A 14915-nucleotide genomic window follows, 5' to 3' on the forward strand; every position below is an offset into this window, starting at 1 on the left:
TGAGCTTCACTTAGATGTAGCGGTCGACTCTTGCCGAAATACAAAGGTCCGGCCTTTAAAATCAAAAGTAGAAACCGCCATAACCACGCGGATTCTTTATTCATTATTAACCAATACTTTATTTAGTCGAGGGGGAAACATGAATCTCAAGCCACTACAGGATCGCGTACTTATCAAGCGTCTGGAAAGCGAACAGAAAACAGCCGGTGGAATTATCATTCCTGATTCAGCAAAAGAAAAACCTATGAAGGGTGTTGTTGCTGCTGCAGGTCCAGGTAAAGAAAAAGCTCCTATGTCCGTAAAAGAAGGTGACGTAGTTCTCTTCGCTAAATACGCAGGCAACGAGCTTTCCATTGATGGTGATGACTTCATCATTATGCGCGAAGAAGAAATTCTCGCAGTTGTTGAATAATTTCCGTTATATAAATTAAACGAATTTCTCTCTGGAGGATATTTAGATGGCAAAAGCTATAGAATTTGACGTAAAAGCACGCGAGCACCTCAAAATCGGTGTAGACACCCTTGCTGAAGCTGTAAAGGTAACACTCGGACCCCGTGGTCGTAATGTAGTTATTGAACAGTCCTGGGGCGCTCCTATCATCACTAAAGATGGTGTTACAGTTGCGAAAGAAATTGATCTCGAAGACAAATTCGAGAACATGGGCGCACAGATGGTTAAGGAAGTTGCTTCCAAAACCAATGACATCGCTGGTGACGGAACAACTACAGCGACTGTTCTTGCTCAGTCCATCTTTGCTGAAGGCGTAAAGCTCGTTGCTGCAGGCCGTAACCCAATGTCCATCAAACGCGGAATTGATTCTGCTGTTGCTGCCATTGTTGAAGAACTTAACGTTCTAGCTAAGCCTACACGTGACAAAGCTGAAATCGCTCAGGTCGGAACTATTTCCGCAAACAGCGATTCCACCATCGGCGAAATCCTTGCAGAAGCAATGGACAAAGTCGGTAAAGAAGGCGTTATCACTGTTGAGGAAGCAAAATCCATGAAGACTGAACTTGATGTCGTTGAAGGCATGCAGTTCGATCGCGGATACCTTTCTCCTTACTTCGCAACTGACACAGACAAAATGGTTTGTGAATTTGAAGATCCAATGATCCTTCTCTGCGAAAAGAAAATTTCCAGCATGAAAGATCTTCTCCCTATTCTGGAGCAGGTTCTCAAAATGTCTCGCCCTCTGCTCATCGTAGCTGAAGACATCGACGGTGAAGCTCTTGCAACTCTCGTAGTTAACAGACTTCGTGCTAACCTTCAGGTTTGTGCTATCAAAGCTCCTGGCTTTGGTGATCGCCGTAAAGAAATGCTTCAGGATCTCGCTATCCTGACTGGCGCACAGGTTGTTTCCGAAGACGTAGGTCTGTCTCTTGACGCTATGACCATCGACGGACTTGGAACTGCTAAACGCGTAAGAGTCGACAAAGAAAACACCACTATCATCGATGGTGCTGGTTCTGTTGAAGACATCAAAGGCCGTGTACGCAGAATTGAAGCTCAGGCAGCTGACTCCACTTCTGACTACGACCGCGAAAAGTTGCAGGAACGTCTAGCTAAGCTTGTTGGCGGCGTTGCAGTAATTAAAGTCGGTGCAGCAACTGAAGTTGAGATGAAAGAAAAGAAAGCTCGCGTAGAAGATGCTCTTAACGCAACTCGCGCAGCTGTTGAAGAAGGCATCGTAGCAGGTGGCGGAACCGCTCTTGTTCGTTGTGCTCTCGTTCTTGACAACCTCAAAGCTGGCAACGATGACGAACTAGCTGGAATCGGTATCATCCGCCGTGCTGCTCAGCAGCCTCTACGTATGATCGCTGAAAATGCTGGTTTCGAAGGTTCTATTGTTGTAGAAAAAGTAGCTGCTGGTAAAGACGGCTTCGGTTTCAACGCAGCAACAGGCGTTTACGAAGACCTCATCAAAGCTGGTGTAATCGATCCTAAAAAGGTTACCCGCATCGCTCTACAGAATGCAGCTTCCGTTTCCAGCTTATTGCTGACAACAGAATGTGCAATCTCCGAAGCTGTTGAAGAAGATTAATCTTCAACAACTAGTTTCACAGTAAGAATATAAGGCCCGAACGCTTAAGCGTTCGGGCCTTTTTTGGTGATATTTAGGCTAGGCTGTATGCCTCCGGAGGCTGAGCTCCGCCAAACAGACCCTCCCCCTAAATGGGATTCCATAAGGGGTCGCACTCCTTTGGCCTCGGAGACGAACTCATCTGTTAAATTGCACGCAGTGCGTCAAAATTGCTTTTTATAAGTACAAAAAAAAGAGCCGCATCAGTATATACTGATGCGGCTCTTTTATAAGCTATATTTAGCAGGGTTTTACCAATCGAGAGTTGCTTTGAAAGCTTCTGCAAGAAGGTGAACCTTACTTCTGACAATGCCTGTTGTACCTTCAGCAATACCAAAGGAATTAAGACCTGTTGTCATTCCGATACGCCCGCAGAATTGTCCTTCGAATAGCGCTTCAAACTGCTGAGCTTTCTCAGGAGAAACAGTCACTGCGAATCTACTTGCGGTTTCACTGTAAAGAGTTGAAAGAGTGCTCATGCCATATTCACAAGGCACAGAACACAAATCAATCTCAGCACCGATTCTACCGCCGAGAGACATCTCAGCAAGAGCAACTCCCAATCCGCCATCGGAAAGGTCATGACAGGCGCTTATGAGGCCCTGACGCATGGCTGCCTGAACAGTCTGATAACGTTTTAGAGCAGTGAGAGCTTCAACATGTGGAACTGAAGGATGAGTAAAACCAAGTTGTGAAGCAACTTCGGAGCCACCCATTTCATCTCTAGTCAAACCTAGAACATATATAAAGTCTCCAGCCTTCTTAAAGTCTGAAGTAACACACATATTAACATCAGGAACAACCCCGACTGCTGAAAAGAGAACGGTAGGCGGAATGGAGATTTTTACGCCCCCGCCCTTGTAGTCATTTTTCATGGAGTCTTTACCGGAAATACAAGGCACACCGTATGCGCGGCTAAAGTGAGAAAGGGCCTGATTGGCTCTAACCAACTGTGCTAGTTTGTAATGTCCGTCTGGAGTTGTTTCAGACTGAACTGGATCACACCAACAGAAGTTATCGATTCCGGCCATGTGGGAAATATCACCACCGACTGAAACCGCGTTTCTAACAGCTTCATCAATGGCATTAGCCATCATCCAGTAGGTGTCGAGGTCGCTGAACTTAGGACAGATACCGTGAGAAACGACAAGTCCCTTCTCCGAATCAAGGTCCGGCCTGAGCACACCTGCATCAGCAGGTCCATCTTCTTTCTCACCAACTAGAGGCTTAACAACGCTACGTCCCTGAACCTCATGGTCGTACTGACGGATAACGTATTCTTTACTACAAATATTAAGTCTGCCGAGCATATCTTTAAGCAGGGCAGTATGATCTTCAACTACAGGCTCACCTGTGAACTCAACAACAGGACGATCCCATACAGCTTTGAGCTGCATCTGCGGAACACCATCATGCAGGAAGTCCATGCGGAGGCTAGCAACAGGCTTATCACCATATCTGATATTGTATAGACCGCTGTCTGTGTATGTTCCAAGAGCAGCAGCTTCAACATCCATTTCTTTTGCAAGAGCCATAAACTCGTCAAGCTTTTCAGGTGGAACAGCAAGAGTCATGCGTTCCTGAGCTTCGGAAACAAGAATTTCCCAAGGCTTAAGTCCATCATACTTGAGAGGAGCTTGCGCGAGATCGAGATCACAGCCGCCAGTATCTTCTGCCATTTCACCAACAGAAGAAGACAAACCGCCAGCTCCGTTATCAGTGATAGCGTTGTATAGTCCGGTATCACGAGCGCGCATGAGACAATCATACATTTTGCGCTGAGTGATAGGGTCACCGATCTGAACTGCTGTTGCAGGGGAACCTTCATGTAGCTCTTCGGAAGAGAAGGTAGCTCCATGAATCCCATCTTTACCGATACGTCCACCGGTCATAACGATAATATCGCCAACCTGAGCTTGTTTTTCATGGCTCAGACGGCCAGCAACTTTAATGGGCATAGTGCCGATGGTTCCACAATAAACAAGTGGTTTACCTAGATATCTTTCATCAAAGACGATAGATCCGTTTACAGTCGGTACACCAGACTTATTACCGCCATGCTCAACACCTTCGCGTACTCCTTCGAATACCCTGCGAGGATGCAACAAACGAGGAGGAAGCTCGCCTTCGTGGAAAGGTGAAGCAAAACAAAAAACATCTGTGTTACAGAGAAGGTTTGCTCCAAGCCCAGTTCCCATAGGATCGCGGTTAACACCGACGATTCCGGTAAGCGCTCCACCGTATGGGTCTAGAGCGGACGGGCTATTGTGCGTTTCCATTTTAACGCAGACATTCAGCTTTTCATTGAACTTGATAACTCCGGCATTATCCTTAAAGACGGACAGACAAAAATCGTCGTCGCCCTTTTCTTTACGGATATCGCGAGTCGTGTTCTGAATGCAGGTTTTGTAAAGGCTGTCCACGGTAGAAGAAACACCAGTTTCTCTGTTCTCGTATTCAATCTTAGAGGCGAAAATTTTGTGCTTACAATGCTCAGACCAAGTCTGCGCGAGAGCTTCAAGCTCAGCATCAGTAGGCTTAGCGCCAATCCCTGATTTTTCGCGTTCTGCGATAACTTCTGGATCGGAGTAGTAATCACGAATGACACGGAATTCTTCAATGGACATGGCAAGAGTATTTGCGCGGCTGAAGTCCATCATTTCTTCATCACTCATAGCGAGCAAATCGATGGTGGCAACTTCGTCGCTAGCTTTGCCTGTAACCTGAGCTGCTTTAGCTTCAAAGCCTGGGGACTTTTCCCACTCGTCGGCAGAACGAATTTCGTAACGCTGAATGAGTTCATTAGCTAAAAGATCAGTTACGATGGACGATATCTGATCTTTTTCAAGCTTCTCTGCGAAAATATACTGAGTAGAGGTATAAACCTTAACTTTAGTAGCATCTTCAGGAGTAATAACTAGAACTACGGATTCTTGTGCTGTACGCCCTTCGTTGTCAGTGACACCGGGACGAAAGCCGACTTCCACGTTCCATGTAAAATTATCAGCAATAGGGGTAAGAGCAACATCATGAAGCACAGGGTCATGCAACACGCCAAGCTCTAAGACCTTATCAATATCAGCTTTTTCAAGCCCTTCAACAGTATATACTTTAATAGTCCGGACTTCGCCGGCTTCTATTCCGAGCTCTTCCCGAATCTTACGAGAAACTCTATGCCCCTGAACATCACGGACATTTTTTTTAAGACCAACCTCAACCCGCCAGAGCATGGTTATCTCCTTTTTTAATATAACTAACGAGATCTCAGCAAAAGCTTAAGACTCTTTTTCCGCCCATTTCAACAAATTACCGCCTAAATCTTTAGCAGCGTATGCCGCCGTGTCAGCTCTCTTAAGCATGCTGACAGAAGTGTCACCATCTTCTAAAACGGTCATACCGCCGCTGATGGTAACTCTTCCTGAAAATTTCTTCTCTATTTTCATCCGAATTCTATTCCCGATCATCTCAAGTGAGTCAGGACGAACCTCAGTGACAATAACTCCGAACTCATCTCCGCCGTATCGACAAGGAAAGTCCATTCCAGCTCTAAGCTCTTCTTTCAATATTTTAGCCACAGTTTTTAGAACAGCATCCCCAGCCTGATGTCCTTCTGTGTCATTCACTTTTTTAAATCCGTCCAGATCAAAAAACAATATACCAACAGGCCGCTTAGTTCTCCTGCTACGGGTAACCTCGCGCGCCAGCATTGTATTGAACTGCGTATGATTAAACAGCTCAGTCAACCCATCAAAAACAGCCTGCTTTTTAAGCTTCTCTTCAAGGCGCCTGACAGTTGTCATATCCCGGGCAACGATAAGATATTTATCTCCGGAACCTGCAAGCTGACTGATAACAAGTTCAAAGGGCAACCCCGCAGAATCAGTCCTTTTCATCAAGACTTCCACTACCGTTTTCTTATCCTCAAAAATTTCCGGACCCCATCGACCTGTGAAGGACTCTGTCGGGCTTGCTATATTAAAGATATTACGCCCTAGAAAAATCTTTGAATAACGTGAGGATGCATAGTGAACATTTCCTTTAGCATCTACGGTGAGAACCACATCACGCATAGAATCAATAAGCCCTTCAAGAAAATCTCTTTGTTTAAGAGCCTGAATCTGGCTTTCTGACACCTCAGTCATATCTTCCATTATGACTGATATTGCCATCCCCTCTTCGCTCTTCTGCTTATAAGCGGAAAAGTAAAGACAAGCTTCACGAGGCGTGCTTCCTGTGCGAAGGCGGACACATAGAATTTTGCTAAATGACTTTTTGGCCTCTTCATCAACGAACGCCCTCCACTCCACGCCAAGGCCGGCACTAACGCCTAGATCTAATAATTCACCAAAATCTTTAATACCGGAAACACCGGCCCCTCCAAGAATACGTCCCATCTCCTCGTTCATATCAAGAAGGTCACCGCTGATATCTAAGCGGGCAATCCCAAGAGGAAGAGTTTCAAGCGTAAGGGAGCGCCCTTCGGTCAAATGCTGATTAGAACAATAGTGTTCATAAGCCTGACCAACGAATTTAAAATATAGCTCTAAATTTTTCTTCTCATCCTTTGAAAGTCCGGGGCACATACAACGGAATTCTCCGTGATCGACACCACGACTGCTGATCTGTATCCCCACTCCGCGAAAAGACCAGCGCAAATCCGGTCTGACAACTTTAGAAGCGACTTTATCCAGAGCGAGTCCTTCCGCCTTATACAAGGAATACTTATCTAGGTCAGGTGACTTAAGCGCCAGTTCCCATTCAGTAACATCCCAGTTAAGTTTAACGTGGCGACCTATTATGCGTGGTATAGAATCGAGGCCACCTTCTGCGGTCAGCAGTTCCAGACTCATGAAATAACTTGATTGCAAAGACTTGATGGAATGATTGTAAAACCCGGCTCTGCTGTCACGTTCCCCCATACCTAAAGTACTGAGCATGGACTGAAATTTAGTGCGGCAGACACTTCTAAAGTCCTCAATATCGTCTGCATCCATATCAAGAGCAGTCTGCAATTGGACTTCAAATTGAAGCACATTAAACGGTGCAGAAAAGCTACCGAGTTCCATTTCTGCCCATTTCGTAGCTAAAATAACAGCTTGTGTTGGCAAATCAAATGAATCGAGATCATCCAAGGAATGGTGATGCAAAAGAGAGGGACACTCAAGAGTTTTAAGCTTCCAACGAGACAACAATAGTTGGCTAAGAGCACCATGAGACATACCCCAAACATCATTTTCAACAGCATCCTGCTCAGGATAAGACATAGTTACTGTATCTTTGTGACATTTATCTGGAAGCTCTTCCGGAGCGGCGCATCTTAAAAAAAGTAAGGAAATATCTTTAAGTAAACAGCAGAGGTAAATTTTATCAGCATGCTCAGGACAGGTCCGAGAGGCTATCAACTGGGCAGAAATAGCTCCCCAAACGGTAAGCATCCAATCATCATATATATCGTAATCGCATTTTTCGAGACTGCCAGTCGTATGCTTTTGATATGAAACCGTAACGGCAAGATTCAAAAGTTCACGAGTCCCTAGGACAATAGCTGCCCTTTTGAGATCAGAAACTTCCTGTGACAGACCGTAAAAAGGAGAGTTAACTAGGCTAAGAATTGTAGTTGATAGGGCAGGGTCTGTACTGATGATCTTTCCCATCACAGAAAAATCAGGTTCAGGCTTTGCGGCCTCCTCCATCAGTTGAAGCATCACCGGAGGAAAACTAAGTTTCATCATCAGCCGAGGTGATTCAAGGATCGCATCAAGACTCATTGTCAACAACTCCTCTCTTTTACCTACAACTACTTCCGACGGGTCAAAACAAAATCTGCGGCTTGCTTAAGAACAAGACATTCTACGCTGTCATCCAGTAAAGACAAACATTCTTTTGCTTTTTCTATATAATCGGCCGCATACTGCCTTGTTTTTGTCCCAAGCCCCTGCTCTCGAATAGATTCCAGAACAGCATCACGTTTTGCATCAGAAATTGTGCGATCTTTAATCTCTGCAAGTAAATTCTGAGCTTCATTACCTTCTAACATCTCAAGGTAAAGAATCAAAGGTAAAGTAACTTTACCTTCTCTCAAATCTCCGCCTTCCGGCTTACCGGTATCACCGACAGGAGATTCGTAATCGATAGCATCATCAACCAGCTGAAACGCAATTCCCATATTTAGCCCAAAATTTCCAAGCGCATCTTCTAAGTCAGAATCATCGCTCGCAATTGCTGCGCCAATCCGGCAGGAAGCTTCAATGAGCCGTGCAGTTTTACCTATGATAATGTCCATGTAGACATCGCGGTCAACTTTAGGCTCGGAAATATGTGCGATTTCAAGGATTTCGCCTTCTGCTGTGGACATTATCGCCGACGCGAGAATATAGCTTATACGAGAAATTCCGTAATCTGCTCCAATGCGATTAGCTAGGGCAAGAAGAACATCTCCGGCTAAAACAGTCTCGGTAACACCAAAAACGAGATGCGAAGCTTCAACTCCACGTCTCAAATCAGCATCATCAAGTATATCGTCATGAAGCAAGGTTGCAGCATGCAGCAGCTCGAGTGAGCAGGCTAAAGGATAAATATCATCCTTTGTATATCCCAATCCCCTAGCTGAAAGTATGGTGAGCACAGGACGTATCCGTTTACCGGGAGCAAGCAGAACATGCTTTGCGACCCCTTTCACCAATCCCGCAAGCTTATCGGTTTCTTCAATTAGAAAGCCGTTAATGCGAGGCAACTCTTGTTCGAAATATGCTAATAACTCAGTCATCCGCGTATGAATTATCCCAATTGTGTGTGAGAAAAGTACAAAAAAAGCAGGATTGTATTATTTCAACAGTGTAGAACAAACTCGGCCGAGTTCGGCCAAAGCTCCACGCAAATCCCAATCTTCTTTGTCTCTTGATCCCACGAGGTTCGACACAGTACGCACCTGACATACAGCTACTCCCGAAAGAATAGATCCATATGCAGCCGCAAAACCTTCCATATTTTCTATATCAGCCTCAAACTCGTCTCTCATCCTGACAGCTTCATCCGCCGTCGCCGTAACTCCGCTAACTGTTAAAGAAACAGCTTCGGGCAGTTTTGCGAATCGGTCAAGCCCGGACTTTCTGAGTGCAGATCCGGAAACAAGATTAACTGTATTCCAGATCTTCTCATTATCCACTTCCGCAAGGCAGAAGCCAAGACCTTTCGCATCAATATTCTTTCCGACCTTCAGTCCGTACTCAGGCCAGATTTCAGTCTTTACCATACAAGCTGAACAAACAGGAAAGCGCTGAGGATCAAAAGTGCCAGCAACTCCGGCAAGGATAACAAGTTCCACATTGTGCTTGGCTAAAGTCTGCCCCAAAGCAAAAGCGGAATTAATCACTCCTATCCCGGTAACAAGCAAAAGGCCTGATTTGCCTGCGAAGTCAAATGGAGCCGCAACTCCCTGCTCAAGTTCAGGAAGCTTACACACCCCACCAAGGGCCGCTTTCATTTCCTTAACTGTTGCAGTTGCAAAAAGAATTGACTTCAAAGTCCCCCCGAAGGTTCAACCGACTACAATCTCCAGAATCTAATTCCAGCTTTATCAAGCTCATCGCGATCAAAAAAGCATTTTACGTCAATAATCAAAGCATTTGCAGGAACTCTGAACCAGCTCTTGATTTCGTCAAAACTTAGATTGCGATATTCGTCATGCGAAACAGCAAGAATAACCGCATCCAGCCCGTTAAAATCAGAGAAAGGAACAGTTTTAAGTCCATATTCTTCTACAGCTTCTTCCGGATCAGCATAAGGATCGTGAACAAGAACATTGACCCCGAAGGAACGAAGCTCATCTACAACGTCAACAACCTTTGTGTTGCGGAGATCAGGAACATTTTCCTTGAAGGTCAAACCGAGAATACCGACCTTAGCATTTTTAACTTTGCTGTCACCATCAATCATTTGTTTAACTGTGGTTTCAGCCAAAAATTTACCTACAGAGTCATTAATCTTACGTCCGGCTAGAATAACCTGTGGGTGATGCCCGAGAGCTTCAGCCTTAGTAGTAAGGTAGTAAGGGTCAACTCCGATACAGTGCCCACCAACTAAGCCCGGACGAAACGGAAGGAAATTCCACTTTGTTCCAGCAGCTTCAAGAACGTCAAGAGTATCAATACCCAAACGGTCAAAAATCATGGACAGCTCATTCATGAGAGCGATGTTAAGATCGCGCTGAGTATTTTCAATAACTTTAGCAGCTTCGGCAACCTTAATGCAGGCAGCGCGGTGAGTCCCAGCTGTAACAACAGTGGAATACAGCTTGTCTAAAAGATCCGCAACTTCAACAGAATTACCGGCAACAACCTTTACGATTGTCTGTAAGGTATGTTCTCTGTCACCGGGATTGATTCTCTCTGGAGAATAACCAACACCGAACTCAGTTTCATACTCAAGCCCTGATTCTTTGGCGAGAATCGGAACACATATATCTTCAGTAAGACCCGGATATACAGTAGATTCATATACAACTATCGATCCGGTAGACATATTCTTACCGACCATTGTAGATGCGCCGACAACAGGGCGAAGATCAGGATTGCGTGCTTCATCGATCGGAGTAGGTACTGCGATAATTATTACGCCAGCATTCTTAAGCTCAGTAGGATCACTGGTGAACTCAACGAAATTATGAAAATCTGTTTCCAGAACTTCTGTTGTGCGGTCATAACCTTTGCGAAGCTCACTGATGCGCTGCTCGGAAATATCCAGCCCCAACACATTGAAATGACGTCCAAGAGCAACGGCAAGAGGCAGCCCGACATATCCGAGGCCGACAACTGCGACAGTGGTTTTCTTATCTTTTATATCTTCAAACTTAATCATGACTTCTAATCCTTTAATGTTTTACCGGAAAGCCGGTGACTATAATTCTTGTTCAATTACCATCTAAAATTTTATCAACAAACTTCCGACAGAAGGGTGGACAATGCTTAGCTGCCCATATAAAACCAGAGCTATGAATATTGACTGGTCTTTTTTGCTATCTGCCCTAGGCCTAGCCTTCATACTTGAAGGAATTCCCTACTTTTTGTTTTCTGAGCGTATGCCCAGAATTCTAATCTCTATCATCGAAAAAGGTCCGAAGCAGATGCGTATTCTCGGTCTGATTGCTATGATCTTCGGATTACTGCTTATCTCATTCGGGCAGTCTCTCGTTGACCTTTGACCGCTTACTCTGCTGACTCCAGAGGTTTTTCCGCCACATGAATGTACACAATTCCTGACAGCAGAGGGATGAACATCACTCTGCCGAATCCGGACTTGCGCAATTCTTCTCCTAAAGTTCTTTCGTCTGGGAAAGAGCGGATAGTGTCCGCTAAATACTTGTACGCACCGGAATCACCGGATACGACTTTACCCAAAAGCGGAAGAACCTTATTCAAATAAAAATTGTAAAAACCTTTCCAAATACGCTTGCGCCCTGAACCAAACTCAAGAATACAAAATCTTGCGCCGGGTTTGAGTGTGCGCAAAATCTCTTCATATGCATCTTCACGTGGAAGAATATTGCGGATTCCGAATGCTATGGTTGCGCCGTCAAGACAAGAGTCTGGCAATGGTAGTTGCTTTCCATCTGCTTGAACTGCCGCCACCGTTGCACCTCTTGTCTTCTCATGCTTGCCATCCAACTTTTTGGACTTCCCACAAGAAAGCATCGGATATGCGAAATCCATAGCTAGAACTTTGATGGATGGGTACTGTTTTTTCAGTTCCACAGAAACATCCAAAGTCCCAGCAGCAAGGTCAAGAACAAGGCCATTCTTAACTGGGCGAACAAGCTTTACCAAACGATAACGCCAGTAAATATCCTGCCCAGCGCTAAGAGCGTGGTTTAAAAAATCGTACCAGCCGGCAATTCGCCCGAACATGTCTGCAACTTTTTTACCATGCTCCTGATGCGTCTGCTCCTTCATCTACTTTGAATCTCCATTAGCTTCTTCTGTCGCAGCATTTTGTTGTGCTCTGACAGAAGCAATAACATCGGCGTATATAGAGCTGAAATTTTCGGAAAAGTTAGACGGAGAAATTCTTCCCACTTCGATGAATTTTACGACTATTTCCTTAGTTACCTGCAAAGCCTGCTTCTCAATTTTATCCATAATATGCTCCTGCTTGCGCTGAAAACCCCGCCCGGGGGAAATGGCCACGACCTCCACAGGTAGGGCTACCGGGCGGGTAAAAAGAAAAAAACCGAAAAGCCCTTCTCTTTTGAGAGGCTCAGTAACATGAGACCCCCATTTAGTCGACCCGCCTATTTTCCCGCATTTTGCACGCAGGACCCTGTGAAAATCAAACAATTTATCAAATATTTAAGCCACATAAAGTAAAGAGGTCCGCTGGAATATAACCTCCAGCGGACCGTCAAATTAATCTGTATTTTTTTTCGTCCAATTATTCTTCAAATTCACGGGCAAGAGCCGCAATTTCCTCTCGAATAATTCTAGCAGCTTCAGCCGGGACGGACTTTTCAAGCTTCACAGCAAGAATATCATCAATAGTAGACTTGAAGGATTCTTCAATTTCTGCCTTCATCTCGTCTACCTTCTCGGCAATGCGAGGTGTCAGATAGTCTTCTATCTCTTCGGTTAAGGTACTCTTTATACGATAAAATGAAGTAGATTCAGGATCAAGTTCTTTCTCCAAAACGCTACTTACCAATTCTTCTACATTTGGAGCTTCATCCAGACGTTCTTCAGTAATAGATACACGCTCGCCCATTTCGACCTGAAGAGTATCTACAGCCGTAATGCGCTCGCCAATTTCAGTCTGAATATTTTCTGCAGCCGAGACGCGTTCGCTAATTTCGGCCTGATTATTTTCTGCGACCGAGACACGTTCGCTAATTTCGGTCTGAATATTTTCTGCGGCCGAGACGCGTTCGCCAATTCCGGTCTGAATATTTTCCGTGACCGATACACGTTCACTCATTTCTATCTGATTATTTTCTACAGCCAAGACGCGTTCGCCTATCCCAGACTGAACCTCTGCGGCAGCAGCGGCTGCAATTGCAACAACCGCCGGAGCTTCCGGCTTAAGAACTTCGCTTAATTTCTGATCAATGGCAGAGTCTACATCAACACCCTGAGACAGCTTATCCTCAAGAGCCTGAATATTTTCCATCATCGCAGAAACGTTACTTTCAAGAGAATCAAACTTAGCAAGCTTATCTTCTAATGTGGCAATCTTAGAAGAAGACTCAGCAAGTGCAATCTCAAGATCTTCCGCACGCTTTTCAGCTAGTGCAACTTTTTCTTCAAGGTCAGCACCCTTACAACCCGCTGCATTCTCTTCAACAAAATATTTCAATGAGCCTAACTGAGAGTCAAGCTGGCTGACTTGTTCTGTTAAGCTATCAACAACCTCAGAACTAACTGATGCGACAACCTCATCAACCGGTACGGAATCATCCTCCAGATCAGAGAAGTCCATGTCGACATCTTCAAGTAATTCACCAAGATCAATGTCACCATTATCAAGATCGACATCATCATCGATAGAACCCAGAAGGTCAGCATCTTCAAATTCAGCAACATCAATTTCAGGATCAGAATCATAATCTAAAGATTCGCTCTCTAAAGATAAATCAAGATCATCAGTATCTTCAAGAAGAGAATCTAAATCTACATCAAGATCTATATCTTCTGCTGCAACCTCTTCTGTTGCGACTTCTTCTAGCACTGGTTCTTCTGCGGTAAGCTCTTCTATCACGGGTTCTTCCGCAACAGCTTCCACCACAGGTTCTTCTTCCGGAGCAACATCTATGACATCTGCCTCAACCATTCCCTCTGCTTCAGCAATTGGTTCTGCGCCCAACAAATCATCAAGAGGATCAAGGCCTTCTTCTGATACTTCTACTAATTCATCCTCTCCATCAGTAAGCAGAGCTTCGATATCTTCATCAGCAAGCACATCGTCAACAACGCCTGAAAGATCAACGCCATCTTCTACTTCGCCAAGCAAGTCATCAAGTTCGCCAAGTTCATCATCACCGGAATCTTCAAGCAACTGATCAAGGTCCGCGACATCTGTATCGCCATTAAATAAATCATCTACATCAAGATCATCGTCCGCAGCTACAGTCGTCTCGCCGCCAAGATCATCAATGAGATTATCCAATCCTTCAGGGTCAATATCTGCATCTGCAGCCCCATCAAAATCAGCCATCAGCTCTGCTTCGCCGAGATCAAAATTTTCTAATAAATCGTCAGTATCTTTGTCCACGGACCCTGCTTCCTCAACAATATCGTCAAGCTCAAGCACATCTTCCTCAACGACATCATCCAGAACAAGAGCATCATCTCCTGCTTCCTCAACGACATCAGTCAAATCAAGAATATCATCATCCGCAACATCTTCAATAACGTCGTCAAGCACAAGAGCATCATCATCTCCAGCGTCCTCAACAACATCAGTCAAATCAAGAATGTCATCATCCGCAACATCTTCTATAACATCATCAAGCACAAGAGCATCATCGGCTCCTGCGTCCTCAACAACATCAGTCAAGTCAAGGATTTCGTCGCCCGCGAAATCATCAACTATATCATCAAGTACGAGGACATCGTCCTCTGCTACAACATCGTCAAGCACCAGAAGATCTTCATCCTCGGATTCATTTGCAGCTGACTCGTCGAGATCAAGGTCTTCAGAGAAGAGATCTTCGAGTTCCTGCTCAAAAATATCATCGACATCAGGAGCGCCAGAAGAACCGCTATCAGCAATTTCTTCCGCGATATCATTAAGGTCTAAAACCTCGTCCTTTGCCTGCTTATCCTGTGAATCCGGGGTCATAGCTTACCC

General features: G+C 44.9%; 11 protein-coding genes. 3 read left to right on the forward strand and 8 right to left on the reverse strand.

All coding sequences use genetic code 11. The annotated features are described in order from the left end of the window. Positions 1-139 precede the first annotated feature (139 nt). Both BR06_RS0104645 and groL read left to right on the forward strand, forming a co-directional pair. Complete coding sequence (locus tag BR06_RS0104645; protein ID WP_031480613.1) at positions 140-412, forward strand: co-chaperone GroES; 273 nt, start codon at positions 140-142, stop codon at positions 410-412. Between the two features lie 46 nt (positions 413-458). Further along, complete coding sequence (gene groL / locus BR06_RS0104650; RefSeq protein WP_031480615.1) at positions 459-2042, forward strand: chaperonin GroEL; 1584 nt, start codon at positions 459-461, stop codon at positions 2040-2042. 290 nt (positions 2043-2332) lie between these two features. Here the strand turns inward: groL and BR06_RS0104655 are convergent, their stop codons facing one another. Genes BR06_RS0104655 through BR06_RS0104675 form a run of 5 tightly spaced genes read right to left on the reverse strand, consistent with a single transcriptional unit; the run spans position 2333 to position 10937 of the window. Further along, complete coding sequence (locus BR06_RS0104655) at positions 2333-5311, reverse strand: AIR synthase-related protein (protein WP_031480617.1); 2979 nt, start codon at positions 5309-5311, stop codon at positions 2333-2335. Between the two features lie 45 nt (positions 5312-5356). Next, positions 5357-7849 (reverse strand): sensor domain-containing diguanylate cyclase, encoded by a 2493-nt coding sequence (locus BR06_RS0104660; protein ID WP_031480619.1) that lies wholly within the window; start codon positions 7847-7849, stop codon positions 5357-5359. 29 nt (positions 7850-7878) lie between these two features. Beyond that, positions 7879-8847 (reverse strand): polyprenyl synthetase family protein, encoded by a 969-nt coding sequence (locus tag BR06_RS0104665; RefSeq protein ID WP_031480621.1) that lies wholly within the window; start codon positions 8845-8847, stop codon positions 7879-7881. 57 nt (positions 8848-8904) lie between these two features. Beyond that, complete coding sequence (mqnB, locus tag BR06_RS0104670; RefSeq protein WP_031480623.1) at positions 8905-9603, reverse strand: futalosine hydrolase; 699 nt, start codon at positions 9601-9603, stop codon at positions 8905-8907. Between the two features lie 23 nt (positions 9604-9626). Beyond that, the gene (locus tag BR06_RS0104675) at positions 9627-10937 is read right to left on the reverse strand and encodes a nucleotide sugar dehydrogenase (RefSeq protein WP_031480626.1); all 1311 of its coding nucleotides are present in this window, start codon (positions 10935-10937) and stop codon (positions 9627-9629) included. A 133-nt stretch (positions 10938-11070) separates the two neighbouring features. On the opposite strand from BR06_RS0104675, the gene BR06_RS0104680 reads away from it, so the two are divergent. Continuing rightward, complete coding sequence (locus BR06_RS0104680; RefSeq protein WP_031480628.1) at positions 11071-11280, forward strand: DUF2065 domain-containing protein; 210 nt, start codon at positions 11071-11073, stop codon at positions 11278-11280. Between the two features lie 4 nt (positions 11281-11284). Here the strand turns inward: BR06_RS0104680 and BR06_RS0104685 are convergent, their stop codons facing one another. The 3 genes from BR06_RS0104685 to BR06_RS0104695 form a co-directional block, all read right to left on the reverse strand. After that, a complete protein-coding gene (locus BR06_RS0104685; protein WP_031480630.1) occupies positions 11285-12028 on the reverse strand; it encodes a ubiquinone/menaquinone biosynthesis methyltransferase in 744 nt (247 codons plus the stop codon). After that, positions 12029-12214, reverse strand: coding sequence for a hypothetical protein (locus BR06_RS0104690; RefSeq protein ID WP_031480632.1), 186 nt, complete (start codon positions 12212-12214; stop codon positions 12029-12031). 292 nt (positions 12215-12506) lie between these two features. Next, positions 12507-14906, reverse strand: a complete 2400-nt coding sequence (locus BR06_RS0104695) for a midas domain-containing protein (RefSeq protein WP_031480634.1) — start codon at positions 14904-14906, stop codon at positions 12507-12509. Positions 14907-14915: the final 9 nt, after the last annotated feature.

Origin of the sequence: Maridesulfovibrio frigidus DSM 17176 (assembly GCF_000711735.1) — a bacterium.
In the GTDB taxonomy this organism is placed as follows: Bacteria; Desulfobacterota; Desulfovibrionia; order Desulfovibrionales; family Desulfovibrionaceae; genus Maridesulfovibrio; species Maridesulfovibrio frigidus.